Annotated in this window: 19 protein-coding genes, 1 tRNA gene and 1 pseudogene; 10 read left to right on the top strand and 11 right to left on the bottom strand. The window is 65.7% G+C overall.

Annotation, left to right across the window (positions count from 1 at the left end):
• The first annotated feature begins 335 nt into the window (after positions 1-335).
• Positions 336-1,223: a rhodanese-like domain-containing protein gene (locus AB0K21_RS29590; RefSeq protein ID WP_364154975.1), complete on the top strand. Its 888-nt coding sequence runs from the start codon at positions 336-338 to the stop codon at positions 1,221-1,223.
• Positions 1,224-1,755: 532 nt separating this feature from the next.
• On the opposite strand, the gene AB0K21_RS29585 is transcribed toward AB0K21_RS29590, so the two are convergent.
• On the bottom strand, positions 1,756-2,094 hold the full coding sequence (locus AB0K21_RS29585; protein ID WP_343967741.1) for a helix-turn-helix domain-containing protein: 339 nt from the start codon (positions 2,092-2,094) through the stop codon (positions 1,756-1,758).
• A pseudogene (locus AB0K21_RS29580) lies at positions 2,091-2,282 on the bottom strand (type II toxin-antitoxin system RelE/ParE family toxin); the annotation flags it as partial. The gene AB0K21_RS29585 and the pseudogene AB0K21_RS29580, both read right to left, overlap by 4 nt.
• A gap of 141 nt (positions 2,283-2,423) precedes the next feature.
• Between AB0K21_RS29580 and AB0K21_RS29575 the strand changes: the two are divergent.
• The 3 genes from AB0K21_RS29575 to AB0K21_RS29565 are packed head-to-tail and all read left to right on the top strand — an operon-like array spanning position 2,424 to position 3,339.
• The gene (locus tag AB0K21_RS29575; RefSeq protein ID WP_343967738.1) at positions 2,424-2,816 is read left to right on the top strand and encodes a hypothetical protein; all 393 of its coding nucleotides are present in this window, start codon (positions 2,424-2,426) and stop codon (positions 2,814-2,816) included.
• Complete coding sequence (locus AB0K21_RS29570; protein WP_364154973.1) at positions 2,813-3,169, top strand: hypothetical protein; 357 nt, start codon at positions 2,813-2,815, stop codon at positions 3,167-3,169. Before AB0K21_RS29575 ends, AB0K21_RS29570 begins: the two co-directional genes overlap by 4 nt.
• Positions 3,166-3,339 carry a hypothetical protein gene (locus AB0K21_RS29565; RefSeq protein ID WP_343967734.1) on the top strand — a complete coding sequence of 58 codons (174 nt, stop codon included), beginning with the start codon at positions 3,166-3,168 and terminating at the stop codon, positions 3,337-3,339. The genes AB0K21_RS29570 and AB0K21_RS29565 overlap by 4 nt, the downstream gene beginning before the upstream one ends.
• A gap of 426 nt (positions 3,340-3,765) precedes the next feature.
• Here the strand turns inward: AB0K21_RS29565 and AB0K21_RS29560 are convergent, their stop codons facing one another.
• From AB0K21_RS29560 to AB0K21_RS29550, 3 genes are all read right to left on the bottom strand, one after another.
• Positions 3,766-4,074, bottom strand: coding sequence for a helix-turn-helix transcriptional regulator (locus AB0K21_RS29560; RefSeq protein WP_343967732.1), 309 nt, complete (start codon positions 4,072-4,074; stop codon positions 3,766-3,768).
• A complete protein-coding gene (locus tag AB0K21_RS29555; protein ID WP_343967730.1) occupies positions 4,074-4,439 on the bottom strand; it encodes a type II toxin-antitoxin system RelE/ParE family toxin in 366 nt (121 codons plus the stop codon). Before AB0K21_RS29555 ends, AB0K21_RS29560 begins: the two co-directional genes overlap by 1 nt.
• 370 nt (positions 4,440-4,809) lie before the next feature.
• Complete coding sequence (locus tag AB0K21_RS29550; protein WP_364154970.1) at positions 4,810-5,592, bottom strand: hypothetical protein; 783 nt, start codon at positions 5,590-5,592, stop codon at positions 4,810-4,812.
• Between the two features lie 320 nt (positions 5,593-5,912).
• Between AB0K21_RS29550 and AB0K21_RS29545 the strand changes: the two genes are divergently transcribed.
• From AB0K21_RS29545 to AB0K21_RS29535, 3 genes are all read left to right on the top strand, one after another.
• On the top strand, positions 5,913-6,251 hold the full coding sequence (locus AB0K21_RS29545) for a hypothetical protein (protein WP_364154968.1): 339 nt from the start codon (positions 5,913-5,915) through the stop codon (positions 6,249-6,251).
• A gap of 541 nt (positions 6,252-6,792) precedes the next feature.
• Positions 6,793-7,119: a helix-turn-helix transcriptional regulator gene (locus AB0K21_RS29540; RefSeq protein WP_364154966.1), complete on the top strand. Its 327-nt coding sequence runs from the start codon at positions 6,793-6,795 to the stop codon at positions 7,117-7,119.
• Positions 7,119-7,646 carry a hypothetical protein gene (locus AB0K21_RS29535; protein WP_364154964.1) on the top strand — a complete coding sequence of 176 codons (528 nt, stop codon included), beginning with the start codon at positions 7,119-7,121 and terminating at the stop codon, positions 7,644-7,646. Before AB0K21_RS29540 ends, AB0K21_RS29535 begins: the two co-directional genes overlap by 1 nt.
• A gap of 495 nt (positions 7,647-8,141) precedes the next feature.
• Here AB0K21_RS29535 and AB0K21_RS29530 read toward each other — a convergent pair whose 3' ends face one another.
• Entirely contained in the window at positions 8,142-8,984 is an 843-nt protein-coding gene (locus AB0K21_RS29530) for a GntR family transcriptional regulator (protein ID WP_364154962.1), read from the bottom strand.
• A gap of 125 nt (positions 8,985-9,109) precedes the next feature.
• On the opposite strand from AB0K21_RS29530, the gene AB0K21_RS29525 reads away from it, so the two are divergent.
• Genes AB0K21_RS29525 through AB0K21_RS29515 form a run of 3 tightly spaced genes read left to right on the top strand, consistent with a single transcriptional unit; the run spans position 9,110 to position 11,972 of the window.
• A complete protein-coding gene (locus AB0K21_RS29525; protein WP_364154960.1) occupies positions 9,110-10,609 on the top strand; it encodes a replication initiator in 1,500 nt (499 codons plus the stop codon).
• The gene (locus tag AB0K21_RS29520; RefSeq protein ID WP_364154958.1) at positions 10,606-10,812 is read left to right on the top strand and encodes a helix-turn-helix domain-containing protein; all 207 of its coding nucleotides are present in this window, start codon (positions 10,606-10,608) and stop codon (positions 10,810-10,812) included. Before AB0K21_RS29525 ends, AB0K21_RS29520 begins: the two co-directional genes overlap by 4 nt.
• Positions 10,809-11,972, top strand: coding sequence for a site-specific integrase (locus AB0K21_RS29515; protein ID WP_364154956.1), 1,164 nt, complete (start codon positions 10,809-10,811; stop codon positions 11,970-11,972). Before AB0K21_RS29520 ends, AB0K21_RS29515 begins: the two co-directional genes overlap by 4 nt.
• Positions 11,973-12,028: 56 nt before the next feature.
• Here AB0K21_RS29515 and AB0K21_RS29510 read toward each other — a convergent pair.
• From AB0K21_RS29510 to AB0K21_RS29490, 5 genes are all read right to left on the bottom strand, one after another.
• Positions 12,029-12,103 (bottom strand) — tRNA-Val (locus AB0K21_RS29510).
• A gap of 33 nt (positions 12,104-12,136) precedes the next feature.
• Positions 12,137-13,093 carry an ROK family protein gene (locus tag AB0K21_RS29505; protein ID WP_364154954.1) on the bottom strand — a complete coding sequence of 319 codons (957 nt, stop codon included), beginning with the start codon at positions 13,091-13,093 and terminating at the stop codon, positions 12,137-12,139.
• Between the two features lie 206 nt (positions 13,094-13,299).
• On the bottom strand, positions 13,300-13,611 hold the full coding sequence (locus AB0K21_RS29500; protein ID WP_343967726.1) for a hypothetical protein: 312 nt from the start codon (positions 13,609-13,611) through the stop codon (positions 13,300-13,302).
• Between the two features lie 62 nt (positions 13,612-13,673).
• A complete protein-coding gene (locus AB0K21_RS29495; protein WP_343967724.1) occupies positions 13,674-14,132 on the bottom strand; it encodes a peroxiredoxin in 459 nt (152 codons plus the stop codon).
• Between the two features lie 82 nt (positions 14,133-14,214).
• Positions 14,215-14,643, bottom strand: coding sequence for a DUF3052 domain-containing protein (locus tag AB0K21_RS29490; protein ID WP_030920118.1), 429 nt, complete (start codon positions 14,641-14,643; stop codon positions 14,215-14,217).
• Positions 14,644-14,766: the final 123 nt, after the last annotated feature.

The following is a 14,766-nucleotide window of genomic DNA, read 5'->3' as shown; positions in this document are numbered from 1 at the left end:
GGCGTCGACACGATCTGCCTGGGGCAGATCTGCTCTGAGCAGAGAGAACTCGGTTTCCGGCCCGGTTCGTAACGTCGCGGCCGGGAATCGACTGGGGCGAGCGCGCCCTTCTGCCTCCCGCCCCGCACCTCTTTCCCCTGCCCCCTCCATCTCCGCGGCCGGGCCGGGGTCGTTTTCGCTCAGTACGAACAGATGACCGATGAGGTGCCGCTCACCGCACGACAGCCGGTATCCACACTCCGGGGGATCCCCAAGGCCGATCTCTGTGGTCATATGCGATAGAGCACGGAGGCGCTCATGGGGTGCCGCCAACACCGCCAACCGGGAGAATCACCGTGGAGAAACTGCTCGTCTCGTGTGATGAGCTGGTCGGGTTGATCGGCGCACCGTCGGTCCGGATCGTCGACACACGCTGGCCGGTGGGCGATGGTCCGGCCGGGCACAACCTGTATCGCCGCTCGCGCGTGCCCGGCGCCGTCTACCTCGGGTTCGACGCCACCCAGGCGCCCGGCCCGCAACCACCGGGCCGGGCCGCCCATCCCGCGACGCTCGCCGCCGCACTCGCCGATCTCGGCGTCGGCACCGACACCACCCTGGTGGCCTACGACGACAACCACCAGTTCACCGCGGCGCGGCTGGTATGGCTGATGCGGGCTCACGGCTTCGAGCGATCGTTCCGCCTCGACGGCGGATGGCCCGCCTGGCTGCGGTCAGGCGGGCCCGTGGAGACCGGGCCGATCTCCCGGCGGCCCTGCGTGACTCACCCGCCGCTCCTGAGCCAGACCGGCTCCGCCATCGCCGGTCTGAACGACCTGCTCGCGCACCAGGCGGGCGGCCTGCCCATCGCCGACTGCCGCCGCGACTCCAGTTGGGCGGAGCAGCCGCAGCTCATCCCGGGCGCGACGAGACTGCCGATGCGCATGCTCGTCGACTCCTCGGGGCTGTACCATCCGCCGTCCCGCATCAGGTCGGTGGCCGCCGCAGCCGGGATCGACGTCGACACACCGGTTGTCGCGTACTGCGGCGCGGCGATCTCCGCCCCGGCTGTTTGGCTCGCCCTGCGCTCGGCCGGCGTCACCGGGGTACGGGTGTACGACGGCTCCATCACGGAATGGATCACCGGCGGCCGGCCTCTGACACCTGCGGCGGCGTGCCGGCCCGAGCACTCCCGGATGGCACAGCCTCGAACGGCCACGCCCGCGGGCCGAGAAGAGGATCGCTAGGGCACGATCCGGTTGCGAGCTTCCTTTGGGGGATGCGGGCCGGTAACGCCAGGTACCGCGATCCCGCGAACCCGTCCGGCGGCAGAGGTTCACAGGCGGCGTAGGTCGACCCGACCGGGTTCAGAATCAAACCCATCTCGCCCCACATGAGCCCTCATCAGCGCCAAGCCGCCCTCGGAAAGTCCGCCGGCATGGACGACAGTTGAGGCGAGTTCCGTCTGAGCGGTACAGCCAAAGGACAGGACACGAAACACAAAAGACCCCGACTCGTTTGCACAGGTCAGGGTCTTGCGGTGGGCACTACCGGGTTCGAACCAGTGACATCTCGCTTGTAAGGCGATCCGAGCGGGGGCGCGACCAGGGCCGCCTGGGCGTACGGTCCACGAGCGTCCAGCGTTGTCCGGGCCCGTCCGTGGTCGTTGACACCCAGTTGGTCACTCAGCCACGAAACACGGCCGGACGGCACGGCAGCAACGCGAAAGCCCGCAAGGAGAGAAGAACACGGGAAGCCCGGTATCCATCATGGACACGATCACCCCGTACGGCGACCGCGAGGCGTATCGAGCACCATGGCCGAGTCGCCGAAGTCGGCCACTATCTTGAGCTGACCTCCGAGCGCCGTTACGTAAGCAGCCGGGGTGGCCACTTCGCTGATCACTCCGCTCTCGATCTGTGAGATGCGGGCCTGTGACACGCCCATCGCCTGAGCGACATTCTCTTGCCGTAGGCCGAGCTTACGTCTGGCTTCAGCGAGTTGGTAGGCACGCTGGCGAGCTACGAGCCCATCGCGGAGTTGAGCAACCTCCTGCTCATCGTCGGGCTGGACAAGCTCAGCACGCAGTTCCTCCCATGTCACCGCCTGATCGCTCATTGCTCCCCCTCTTTGAGGTACCGGGCAAAACGCGCCTCTGCTGTTTTGATCGCCACGTCATACCAACCACTCCAGTCACCGGACTTGTCTCCGGCGACCAGGAACACCGCTTGACGCCAGGGGTCGAAAACGAAGAGCAGCCGCCCCTCGCTCCGCCCGCTGGATCCAGGTCTCAGCTCCTTGAGGTCCTGCCCCGGCAGCCGACCTGCGGAGGGACACACTTACTCACACCTGCCCCTCATAGCCGCGAGTGTAGGCCGGTACACCTCAACGAGCAGGGCTGATCCAACCGATCCTCTTGCGCCGGGCATTGAGCTAACGTGATAACCATGAAGCGCGTCCAGCAGTATCAAGCCGCCTCCATCGCGGTGCTCGCGGGCTGGCTGGCCGATCATCCCAACGAGGAGACACGCTGGCGCTTGGTCGCCGAATTCCTGGAGGAATACCGGCATGAGCCACCTGTGGTCCGGCTCGACCTGTTGTCCCCAGAGCCCTCCAGCATGGGAGATCCCCACTGGGATGTCTTCCTTGCCGCGCTCGCTGAGCATCTTGCCGCGAAGGATGGCCAGGCCGGCCCCCCCTGGACCGAATCACGGCAGCTCCACCGGTTCTGGTTTCCGTTCAACACTCCCGCGGCCCGCGTCGACGCATTCGTCCATGCACCGGCTTCCTTCCGCCGCCGTGGGGTCTTCATCCACCCCCAGGAACTGGAAGTCGCATGAACGACGCCCCGCTGCTCGATCGGACTGCGATCGAAGACGCGTTCCGACGTCTCGGTGATCGTCTTGCCCGCCGCGGGGTCATCGCCGATCTTTACATCTTTGGCGGGGCGGCCATGGCCCTGGCTTATGACGCCCGCCGGTCCACCCGTGACATCGACGCCGTCTTCGAGCCGCACGGGATCGTCCTCGACGAGGCACGCGCGGTCGCGTCCGAGCTCGGTCTGCCGTCGTGGTGGCTCAACGAGCAGGCCAGTGCCTACGTCGCTCCCGGCGGAGACAGCTCGGCTCGACGAGTCTTCGACCATCCAGGACTACACGTTCTGCAGCGTCACCGGAACATCTTCTCGCGATGAAGGTTCTGGCTGCTCGCCGACGAGACATCGGCGACATTCGTGCTCTTGTCGAGCGCCTCGCCCTTGACTCGGTCGATGAAATCCTCACGCTGTGCGCAGAGATCTTTCCGGACGAACCCGTCCCTGATCGGGCTCGTCTCATCCTGGAAGATCTCTTCAGCGAAGGCTGAATATCGGTCTGCTGCCTATCGGAGGTCAAAGGCAGCGCATGCAAACCGGGCTCACGTACGACTCAAGGGCTGAGGCGACATCTGGCTAAGCGACGCGGCAAGGTGGTCTGGCAGCAAAAAGAGAAGCCCCTCACCTGTTGTCGCAGGTGAAGGGCTTGCGGTGGGCACTACTGGGTTCGAACCAGTGACATCTCGCTTGTAAGGCGATCCGAGCAGGGGCGCGACCAGGGCGGATACCGGCTCTGACCTGGGCGTACGGTCCACGACCGTCCACCGTTGTCCGCCCCCGTCCGGGGTCGTTGTCACCTAGTTGGTCACCCAAAACTCGCGCTCTCTACGCGTCCTGCCGTCAGGGCTGTTTTTGGTACCCACAGCACTTTGACAGCAAGTGGGATTCTTGCACGCCGGACGACAGGTGTCCGTCGATCACGCCGCGTGAGGCTCGAACCAGACCGACCCCAGATCATGACCGGAGGTGAGACGGACGTCAGCGTTCAGCGCCGCGGCCAGATGCCGCAGCAAGGCGACCGTCGGCGCGGTCCCGCCTTCCTCGATGCACTCGATCTCATCCTCGGTCATACCCGCACGCTCGGCCAGTTCCGCCACGGTCAGTCCAAGCGCACCACGCCGGTCATACAGCGCCTTACCAAAAGCCAGCGCTTCACGGATCATGATCCGTTCGGGATCCTCGGTCTCAGGTTCAGGCCGCACCCAGCGGGTGTGATAACCAGTCATCACACCTTCCTCTCATAGATCTCGGCCACCGGTCCATGGTGATCGCGTTCACAGATCTTCTGCGCCCGGACCGCCCTGTCGATCTGCCGTTGATCGTGCTGCTTGGTCTTGCGGAAAGCCGTGAGCAACACGATTCTCCTATCCGGAGTACACCAGTACGTCACCCGAGCTGCAACATCGCGGAGCCGAACCCGCAGTTCCCAGACCGACCCTTCCAGATGGTCCGACCATGGACCGCCAAGCTCAGCCCCTTTTTCCGCCAGTAGACCAGCTACCTCGTCAACCCGCTTGAAGTCGCTGTCGCTCAGGTTGTCGAGCCACTCACGGACCTCCGGCTCGATCTCAAAGCCATACGGCTTATGCACCTGAGACTCCCTCCACACACTCACCTCACTCAGGGTAGCGAATCGTTGCCAACAGCAACGAGCGAAGAGCCACCTCGCCCCGCCCGAGGCGCCAAGGGGCATGACACCAGCGCGTGCTCACGTGTTGAGGCAACAACCAGCTGAGCGACGCGGCGAGGCGGTCTGGCAACAAAAAAGAAAAGCCCCTCGCCTGTTTTCGCAGGTGGGGGGCTTGCGGTGGGCACTACTGGGTTCGAACCAGTGACATCTCGCTTGTAAGGCGATCCGAGCAAGGGCGCGACCAGGGCTGATACCGGCGCTGACCTGGTCGTACGGTCCACGACCGTCCACCGTTGTCCGCCCCTGTCCGGGGTCGTTGTCACCCAGATAGTCACCCAGAACTGGCGCTCTCCGCAGCCTTCCGCTCCTCCCCCGCCCACACGTCCCGCCCGTTGCTCCACAGCTCGGAGGCGTGGTAGCCGAACCGGTCGAACAGCCCGTCGTCCTGGTAGCGGCGCAGGTGCATCATCGGCGAGTCGTGGCCGACGAGTTTGGCCAGGTGCGGCGTTACGAGCATCTCCGAATCGAAGCGAAAGACGCTCATCGCGATGTGCTCGTCTCCGAACCTCGCCTCGATGCCGGGCACGTCTCGAACCTGCTCGATCTCCGAGAGGGTGATCCGGATACGGGTAGAGACCGTCAGCGGGACGTTCTCCACCTCTTCGCGGCGGCGGGTGACCTCGCTGTCCGGGTCGCCGATCAGAAACCGGATCTTGCACCCCTGCTCGGCCTTGCGCTTGAGGACCTTGGCGAGGTTGGGGTGTTCCAGCCACAGGAAATAGTTGGTGTACCCGGCGAAGACAATCTCGTTGCGGGCCGAGGTGATCAGGTTGCGCCAGATCGACTTGGGGCACGCCGACCGATAGGGGTAAACGGTCAGAACCTCTCGATCCGGACCGGTCTTCACGGTGTTACGAATAGCTTCTGGCCACAACACGGACGTATCAACTCCTAATGCCTCGGCGGCGGCCAACTGGTGCCGGAGGTGCGGGACTCGTGCCTCATCCTGTAACCAGCGTTCCACCGTCTTAACGTCCACCTCGCAGCGATCCGCCAGGTTCTGGTTGCTCAGCTTCGCATCGAGCATGGCGCGGCGTAGGGGGACGTTGGCCACGGTGCACCTCGGGGAGTGAGGACGTCAAGGACGTTTTCGACTCTAACTTTGAAACGTCCTGGACGTCTCTGGAACGCGGTGGGTTCGTCACCCAAATGGAATGACGCTTACTCCATGTCAACACCCGTGATTCTGGAAGACCTCCAGGCAGCATTTCCCGGATGGTGTATTTGGCGTAGTTCTGCGGGTCGTTTGTGGGCAACCCGGAACGGCCGACACCTCACCAACGAAGAGATAAATAAGGGCCTCTATCGGACAATCGACGCCGACAACGTCACCGAACTCGCCCAGCAACTCCGCGACCAGGAGGAGCTGGAGGCATGAGCACTTTCAACCGGAAAAGGCCCGCTCAACGATGCCCGGCGGCCCTGGCTGCTGAGCGCCTGCGCATCGGCCTCGAACACTGCGGCGTCTCGGCCGACGTCCACGAGGGCCACGGCGTCGCCCTGGTCTCCGTCTGGACCGACCTCCTGGTCTGGACGGACGGACGTGCCTACCGCTGGTGGACGGGGAAGACCTCGGCGAAAACGGGCCGCCGTCTGTATCGGGTCTACAGCGCGGACAACCCGATCACCGTCGCCCACTGCGTCGCCCAGCGGTATAAAGAGCTCCTCAAAGCGTCCTACCGGTACGGAGGCGTTGCGGAGCGCACGTCGTGATCCTGCTCGATGAGTGCCTGAGCCCGCACGTCGTGATGCCGCAGCGAGACCACATCCGCCTGGATTGGCGAGAGCCGTACCCGACGCTTGAACGGACACGCTCGGTGGCCTGGACCTGTTGGTGCCGCGCCACGGTCTACGAACTATGCGAGGGCGGCGGTCGAGCGTTCGTCCGGCGAACCATTCAGCTCGACAGCGGCCATCAGGTCCAAGAGACGCTTCTCCGACCAATCAATGAGGCTCGGGTGATCTGGACGGCTCTGCTGTCCGGAAGAGCCCGGTAGAACGGGCGTGGCGGCGTGGGATCTTGAGGGACCAATGTCGCCACGCCTCCAGTAGACAGGAATACGACCGTCCGCGAACCTACTGCCCTGTTCAGCTCGACTGGCGTGAGGTCAAAGGGTGGTGTATGGCTGCCGCCGCGTGCCTGTGGTGGCCGATGTTGTCGTCACCGTTGTCGTCAACCGTCGCCGCCTACCGGTGCCCACCACCGAAGCAGGCCAATCTTGATCAATAGTACGTTTCACGATATATATCAGGCATGGCGCTACGCGAGCAGAGCTACCTGATCCTTCTGGCCCTGTCCCAAGACCCACTGCACGGATACGGCGTGATCAAAGCAGTACGCGAACTGTCCGAAGACCGCGTCCGGCTCGGCGCCGGCACCCTCTACGGTGCCCTGGACCGACTGGCCGGCGACGGACTGGTCAGCGTGGTCAAGGAGGAGGTCGTCGACGGCCGCCACCGCCGCTACTACGACCTCACCGGCCATGGCCGACAGATACTCACCGAGGAGACGACGCGGCTGAGCCGCCTGGCCGCGACGGCCTCACGACGGCTCAACCTTCAGCCAGGCATGGGAGCGTGATGGACCACCCCTACGAGCGCCGGTGCCGCCTCCTGATGCGCGCCTACCCCCCGCGCTTCCGCCAATCCCGTGGCGACGAACTCCTGTCCACCCTCCTTGACCTGCAAGAGCCCAGCCAGACAACACCGAGTCTGCGCGAATCCCTCGACGTCATCCGCGGCGGCCTCGCCGTACGCCTACAGGATCGGCCGCCCTTCTGGCGCTGGCTTCTCTACCGGACTCTCTTCCTTCGACTGCCGCTGAAGTACCGCATGTGGGCTCGCGACGACATTCAAGGACGCTTCTACATCTTTCGCCGCTACTACGGCCCCCTGGGGACAATCGCCTATGCCGCAGGGCTGTTCATCGTCGTCTTCTTCGACGAAGAACCCTTTCGAGCCTTGGGAATAACGCTGGGCCTCGGCCTCGGATACCTAATCCGGAGCCTTGGTGCCCAGAGAATCCGGAGGAGGGAACTCGCGAGATACGACCTCGACTCCAACGGTTCTCTCCTCAGTCCTCGATCAGGTGAGGACCGCTCTCGGTAATGGCGTTCGCAACCGACGTCAACCTTCTGTTGGCCAGGATCACCCAGCGCAATCCCCCAGTCAGGTTGCACGAACCTATGACACCTGCGTGCAAACGGGAGCCAGCTACGATGTAAAAGACTCCTTGTCCTGCTCAAGTAGTAGATGCAAAGTGGGGGCCTGTGATCACGTAAGGCGATGTTGCTGTATCCCGCTGCTGTACACAGCGACCCGACCGGCGCTCCGCCATCCGATGGCAAGCGGACCCGGAGCACAGGGCCACCAGGCCCGAGCACCGGAAGCCGCGCGGCAGCCGATCGCCCCGACCGCGTATGACGAGAACCGAAGTGAGCGATCGTCACGGTCTTAACTGATAACTTCTGTTGGCCTTCGGGCGCGCGGGCGGTGCGTGCCCGGACCGGCCGAAGAGCCGCAGCCGGGCACGCTTGCCGACCGGCGCGCCCGGCGGGCCGCGCAGCGGACCGCCTTTAAACCAGTAAAGAAAGTCTGAGCCCACTACACCCTGAGTGAGACCTGTCCGTCTGATCCGGCCTGGTCATGTTCGCTGGCTGCTGCGGCTTCGAAGCGATCGCCGGGGGCTTCGACCTCGGTGAACTCCAGCGGGCGGCCATCCTTGCTGAGCATCAGCCGACGGACCAGCAACAAGGGTGTGCCGATGGGCTCCATGTTGAGGTCCTCGTAGGTCTCGCCGTAGGGCATCTGAGTGTGAACCGAGGTGATCCAGCGCAGCGGCCCATGGGTGCGTTCCAGGTGGGCGTAGTAGTCCTGAGGCTCGATCTCAGAGTCGATCTCCATGCCTCTGCCTTCGCCGGTGATGGTGGCGACCTGATCGGCCAGGAGGTAGGAGCACAGGTGGATGCGGGCGCGAGTCTTGGTGTGCTGCCAGTAGGCGTAGCGATAGACGCCCATGCGGCCCCGGCGCACACCTAGGACGTCGGCTTTGCTGCCCTCGATGGTCATGAACAGTGCCGAGTTGGGAGTGACACCGCCTGCGGTGCGTTCGGCCTCGCTGGCGACGGTGACGTGTTCCCATCCCTGCTTGGCAGGGTCGTACGTGGGGCTGAGCAGGTCTTCGCGCTCTGAACCGCCCATGAGAATAAGGCGACGGTCAGGAGTAGGGCGAACGAACGTCCCTCGGCCGTGGGCGACGGTGAGCAGCCCTTCACCAACGAGCTGGGCGATGGCCTTGCGGATCGTCGGGCGCGAGGTGGCGTACTCGGAAGCGAGGAACGCTTCGCCGGGGAGTGCCTGTCCTGGCTGGTAGTGGTCTTGGACCACGTCGGAACGCAAGAGGTCGGCGATGATTCGCCACCGGGCGGCGCCCTTCTCGTCGGTCATGCCGAGTTCTCCTTCTTCCACGTTTGCTCTTTACAAGAGGTAGCACGTGTTGTTTACCATGTCCACATGGGCCAAGACGTAGCACGTGTTGGAGTACCTGTCGGGAGCGAGCGAAGGAGAACGTCATGAACAGCAAGGAGGAACCGCAGCACCGCACCGCCAACCAGCAGCCGGAATGGCTGATCGATCTCGCACGGGTGATCAACGATCCGGGCTACGACCGGTGGCGCTCGATGGTCGCCGCGACCGGAGGGTGTGCCCACCCGGTACACCTGGCGGGCGAGTCGTTGATCGTCAACGCGACCAGCGGTGAGGTGCTGCACAGCTACCGCACGACGGACGAGCCGTCCGGACATCTGCTGGTGGCCTGTGGCAACCGGCGGGCCTCGGTGTGTCCGTCCTGCTCGGAGGTCTACCGGGCCGATACCTTCCAACTCATCCGGGCGGGCCTGTCCGGCGGCAAGGGTGTCCCGCAGGAGGTGAGCGAGCATCCTCGGGCGTTCGTCACGCTCACCGCTCCCTCGTTCGGACCGGTGCACACTCGGCGAGAGAAGAGTGGGACGGTACGGGCCTGCCGTCCCCGTGAGCGCGACAAGGTCTGTGAGCACGGGCATCCGGTCGGCTGTCATGCTCACCATGAACCGGGAGATGAACGGCGCGGGCAACCCATATGCGACCGGTGTTACGACTACGTGGGCGCGGTGCTCTGGCAGGCTCACGCGGGCGCGCTGTGGCACCGCTTCACCCTGGAAGTACGGCGCACCCTCGCCAGCGAGGCGGGGTTGAGCCGCCGGGAGTTCGCCAAGCGGGTCCGGGTGTCGTTCGCCAAGGTCGCCGAGTACCAGCGGCGCGGCCTGGTGCACTTCCACGCCATCGTCAGGCTCGACGGTCCGGGCGGCGGGAGTGAGGTCCCTCCGGACTGGGCTGATCACGGCCTGCTCACGCGGGCGATCCCTCCGGCGGTCCAGCGGGTCACGGTCGCCTCTCCCCCGAGTGATCTCGGCCGGTGGGATCTGGTCTGGGGCGATCAGCTCGACATCCGGCCCATCCTGCTCGACCAGGCGGCGGATGGGCTGAGCGAGCGGGCGGTGGCGGGTTACATCGCTAAGTACGCCACCAAGGGTGCCGAAGCTTCCGGCACCGTCGATCACCGGCTGTCGTGTCCGGCCTGTGGCGGTCGGGGGCGGTTGAGCCTGATGGCGTCCTGTGGTCGCTGTCAGGGGACGGGCTTGAAGCCGGGGCTGCACCTGGACGCGCTTCCGGTCAGCGAGCATGCCCGGCGGATGATCCGCACCTGCTGGGAGCTGGGCGCACGTCCCGAGTACAAGGCGCTCCGGCTGCGACCTTGGGCGCACATGCTGGGATTTCGTGGCCACTTCTCATCCAAGTCGCGCCGCTACTCCACCACCCTCGGCGATCTTCGGCAGGTACGCACCGCACATCGGGCCACCGAAGCACGCGAGCGGCACGGACTCCCGGCCCTCGGTGACGAGACAACCCTCGTTCTCGGTCACTGGCGGTTCGCCGGATCGGGCTACTCCCCCGGTGAGGCGATCATGGCCGAGCACATCCGCCAGAAGGTCGCCACCGCTCGGAAGATCGCCACCGAGCGGGAGGACGGGTGACAGCACCCGGACCGCCCGGCGAACGGCGGCTCTACCGCATATGCGACGCCATGCACCTGCTCAGCATGAGTCGCAGCGTGATCTACGAGCAGATCAGGGCGGGCCGTCTGCGCTCCATCACCCAGGGCCGTACCCGGCTCATCCCGGCCTCGGCCATCTCCGACTACATCGCTCTACTCGAACGGGAAGCGAGGGCATCATGACCGCACGACGCAGCCGGGGAGACGGCGGCCTGCACTGGGACGAGCAGCGGGAACGCTGGATCGCCTCGGTGACGGTCGGCTACACCCCCGCCGGAAAGCGCATCGTCAAGAAGGCCAGCGGCAGGAGCAAGACAGAGGCGAAGGACAAGCTCAAAGAGATCATTCGCGACTATGACGACGGCCTGGCCATCGCACCGGCGAACTACACGGTGGCCGACGCCGTGAAGTACTGGTTGCAGCACGGCCTGGGCGGGCGCTCGGCGACCACGGTGAAGATGTACACCACCTACGCCGACAAGCACGTGATCCCCGCAGTGGGAGCGCGCAAGCTGCGTGACCTGTCGGTGGAGGACGTCGACCGGTGGCTTGCGAGCAAGACGGACAAGCTGAGCACCCGGTCGCTCAAGCTGATCCACGGCATCCTCAACCGGTCGGTGAAGAGCGCCATGCGCCGCGACAAGGTGAAGCGGAACGTGGTCGATCTCTGCGAGATCCCGGAGGGACGCGAGGGCCGTACCTCCAAGGCGCTCACGCTCGCGCAGGCCAGCTCCATCATCGCCCTGGCGGAGCAGGCCAACCCGCGCATGCGGGCGTACGTGGTGCTCTCGCTGCTGATCGGTGCCCGTACGGAGGAGTTGCGTGCGCTTCTCTGGTCGCACGTGGTCGCCTTCGACGAGAACCGCAACCTGTGGTCCCCGATCACCGAGACCGGCTGGGAGCACGAGCAGTTCGCGATCTACGTGTGGCGGTCCGTGCGACAGAAGGGAGACACCAAGACCGTCAAGTCGCGCCGTTCTCTCAAGCTCCCCCGGCGGTGTGTGGAGGCGCTGCGGACACTCCGGGAAGAGCAGGAGAAGGCGGGTACAGAAGCGGGCCTCGTCTTCTCTACCTCGAAAGGAACCGCCATGAGCGCGGGCAACGTACGTCGCGACGTACGGAAGATCATTGAGAAGACGGGACTCCGTGGCACCGACTGGACCCCTCGCGAGATGCGGCACAGCTTCGTCTCGCTGCTCTCGGACTCCGGCGTCCCGATCGAGGACATCTCACGCCTGGTCGGCCACCGGAACACAGTGGTCACCGAGACCGTCTACAGGAAGCAGATCCGGCCCGTGCTCATGCAGGGAGCGGAAGCCATGGATGACATCTTCGGGAGTTAGTCACCCAGTTAGTCACTCACGCCCCGTTCCGAAGATCGGATACGGGGCGTTTTGGCTGGTGGGCACTACTGGGTTCGAACCAGTGACATCTCGCTTGTAAGGCGAGCGCTCTACCGCTGAGCTAAGCGCCCGGGGTAATCCCGTTGGACAGACGGGACAACACCTTACGCCACCCGGGGGGTTTTCAGCACATCGGGAGACCAGGTGACCCCCGCGTCGGCGAAACCGGCGGCGCGCCAGCCGAGGAGGGCGGCGCCGAGCATGCCGGCCGACACGCCGAGAGCGGCCTGACGCAGAGGTGGTGCGTCGCGGAAGGCGAGGCGTTTCTGAAGGCGCTCGGCCAGCGGGACGGAGAGGAGGGAACCCGCCTCGGCGAGGCCGCCGCCGAGGACGATGGCCGAGGGGTCCAGCAAGAGCGTGTAGCTGGCCAGGGCCAGGGACAGCGCCTCGACCGCCTCGTCCCAGATCTCCATGGCGAGAGGATCTCCGGAGGCGGTCAGGGCTGCGACCTGCTCGGCGGTGACGGGAGAGGCGGACGAGGTGGCGCGGGTGGAGTAGCGACGGGCTACCGCGGAGGCGGAGGCGTAGGTCTCCAGGCAGCCGATCTGACCGCAGGCACACGGCTCGCCCTCCGGGAAGACCGGGATGTGGCCGATCTCGCCGCCCCAGCCGGCGGTCCCGCCGTACGGCTCGCCGTGCAGGATCACAGCGCCCGCGATGCCGGTGCCGATGGGCAGGAACAGGAAGTCGGAGAACTCGCGACCGGCACCGAGGACGCTCTCCGCGAGGCCTCCGGTGCGGACGTCGTGGCCGAGCATGACGGGGACGTCGAGCGGGACGAAATCCGTCGCGGGGACATCCCTCCAGCCGATGTTCGCGGAGTAGAGGGCCGCATCCGCGGTGACCAGGCCGGGTACCGCGAGTCCGACACCCGCGGGGGCGCCGCCGCCCGCGGTGGCGAGGTCGTCGATGAACGATCGGATCGTCGCGACGACGACGGCGGGGCCCCGATCCCGCGGGGTCGCGCGGCGGTCGGTGCGGATGATCTCGCCGGAACTGGTGACGAGGCCGCCCTTCATCGACGTTCCACCGACGTCAAGGGCAACAACGAAGGAGTTCATGCACCCATCCAGCGGCTCGAAGGAGCGGGACCGAGCCCGACCCTAGCGCACGGCGTACGCGCGCGGATGAGGGAGATCCACCACTGTGGCGAGGAGCCGACAGGAAACCCGGCCACGGCCTCGTACGCGACTCACGGGTACCTGAGGTGTTCATCGTTCCGGTCTCGAACACCACGTACGCGTAGTCCCCGGGCGAAAACGGCCCCTCAGGGGACCCGGCGCAGCACCCTGGCCAGGGCGGCCTCCACCTCGTCGGCCAGGCCCGGGGCGCAGGCGACGGCCGGCCGGCCGTCGGCACGGGCGAGCCGCACCGAGCCGCAGGACCGGCACTCCACCTCGCCGAGCCGGCAGATGAGCGCGACGGAGCCGCATGAGGAGCACGTGTCGAGCTCGACTTCATGGGTGCGCCGGCAGTCCGGGCAGATCAGCACCTGCGTCTCGTCGCACACCCCGCGCGTCCACGGGCTGGCACCACGGATCGGGTCGGTCTGCCTGGCCCCGCAGGAGAAGCAGGGCATGATCGCCTCCGAGAGGTCGGACCGGCGGGCGCCGCGCGAACGGGCGGTCGCCGGATCACCGCTTAGGGAAGTTCGGCGAGCACCTTGCGGTACTCGGCGATGTCGCGGGCCTGTGAAATCGGATTCACGACACGCCAGCGGACCACGCCCTCGCCGTCGATGACGAAGGTTCCGCGCTCAGCGATGCCCTTCTCCTCATCGAACACACCGTACGCCCGCGCGACCTGTCCGTGCGGCCAGAAGTCGGAGAGCAGCGGGAAGGTGTAGCCCTTCTGATCCGCCCACGCGCGGTGAGCGAAGATGGAGTCAACCGAGATGGTGAGAACTTCAACGTCCTCGGGCATGTCGGCCATGAACTCGTCGCGGAGGGCGTCGAGTTCGCCGCCGCAGACGCCGGTGAACGCGAGAGGATAGAAGATCAGCACGATCTTTTTGCCCCGGTGGTCGGAAAGCTTGACCGGGGTGCCGTGCTGGTCGCTCAGCTCGAAGCCCGGAGCCCGGGTACCCACCTCGATCGCCATGGCCGGGGTTCCTTTCGTCGCATGAGGCATGCGTCATCATCCTGCCGTACGGCTCACGCGAGCCGTACGGCAGGGCGGACCCTTAGCGGCGCGCCTTGGGCGTCGCCAGACGCGTCCCCGACCAGTCGGGGGCCGCACTGATGCTGCTGGTCTGCGAGAGACCCGCAGTGGTGGCGTCTTCCCCGATGTCGCTCGGCTCCACGTGCCCGTCCCGGCCGGCTTTGGGAGTGAGCAGCCAGATCTGGCCACCATCGGTGAGGTTGGTCACCACGCTGCTCAGGGCGTCGAACAGATCACCGTCACCGTCACGCCACCAGAGCAGCACGACGTCGACGACGTCCTCGAAGTCTTCATCGACCAGCTCGTTACCGGTCAGCTCCTCGACGGAGTCGCGCAGATCGTCGTCAGCGTCCTCGTCCCATCCGACTTCCTGCACCACCTGACCCTGCTTGAGGCCGAGTCGTTCGGCCAGGCCGCGTTCGCCCTGGGCCTGACCCGCGGTCGCGCTCACGTTTGTCCCTCCTGCTTGGATGGCCCCGCAATCACACGGTGCTCAAAGTGCTTCGGCACAGTCCACACGCTGTGACCCTTAGTCGTCAACGGTCGCCACGGCAACGACTGGGCTACGTATGAA

It is taken from the genome of Streptosporangium sp. NPDC049248 (assembly GCF_040678965.1).
Classification (GTDB): domain Bacteria; phylum Actinomycetota; class Actinomycetes; order Streptosporangiales; family Streptosporangiaceae; genus Streptosporangium; species Streptosporangium fukuiense.
The sequence above is the reverse complement of the archived record's forward strand: the minus strand, read 5'-3'. Positions and strand labels throughout refer to the sequence as shown.

Excerpts from the sequence above, each read along its gene's own strand:
- AB0K21_RS29585 (WP_343967741.1), bottom strand. The coding sequence starts at position 2,094 with ATGAGCGATCAGGCGGTGACATGGGAGGAACTGCGTGCTGAGCTTGTC.
- AB0K21_RS29575 (WP_343967738.1), top strand. The coding sequence starts at position 2,424 with ATGAAGCGCGTCCAGCAGTATCAAGCCGCCTCCATCGCGGTGCTCGCG.
- AB0K21_RS29570 (WP_364154973.1), top strand. The coding sequence starts at position 2,813 with ATGAACGACGCCCCGCTGCTCGATCGGACTGCGATCGAAGACGCGTTC.
- AB0K21_RS29565 (WP_343967734.1), top strand. The coding sequence starts at position 3,166 with ATGAAGGTTCTGGCTGCTCGCCGACGAGACATCGGCGACATTCGTGCT.
- AB0K21_RS29560 (WP_343967732.1), bottom strand. The coding sequence starts at position 4,074 with ATGACTGGTTATCACACCCGCTGGGTGCGGCCTGAACCTGAGACCGAG.
- AB0K21_RS29545 (WP_364154968.1), top strand. The coding sequence starts at position 5,913 with ATGAGCACTTTCAACCGGAAAAGGCCCGCTCAACGATGCCCGGCGGCC.
- AB0K21_RS29540 (WP_364154966.1), top strand. The coding sequence starts at position 6,793 with ATGGCGCTACGCGAGCAGAGCTACCTGATCCTTCTGGCCCTGTCCCAA.
- AB0K21_RS29535 (WP_364154964.1), top strand. The coding sequence starts at position 7,119 with ATGGACCACCCCTACGAGCGCCGGTGCCGCCTCCTGATGCGCGCCTAC.
- AB0K21_RS29530 (WP_364154962.1), bottom strand. The coding sequence starts at position 8,984 with ATGACCGACGAGAAGGGCGCCGCCCGGTGGCGAATCATCGCCGACCTC.
- AB0K21_RS29525 (WP_364154960.1), top strand. The coding sequence starts at position 9,110 with ATGAACAGCAAGGAGGAACCGCAGCACCGCACCGCCAACCAGCAGCCG.
- AB0K21_RS29515 (WP_364154956.1), top strand. The coding sequence starts at position 10,809 with ATGACCGCACGACGCAGCCGGGGAGACGGCGGCCTGCACTGGGACGAG.
- AB0K21_RS29505 (WP_364154954.1), bottom strand. The coding sequence starts at position 13,093 with ATGAACTCCTTCGTTGTTGCCCTTGACGTCGGTGGAACGTCGATGAAG.
- AB0K21_RS29500 (WP_343967726.1), bottom strand. The coding sequence starts at position 13,611 with ATGCCCTGCTTCTCCTGCGGGGCCAGGCAGACCGACCCGATCCGTGGT.
- AB0K21_RS29495 (WP_343967724.1), bottom strand. The coding sequence starts at position 14,132 with ATGGCGATCGAGGTGGGTACCCGGGCTCCGGGCTTCGAGCTGAGCGAC.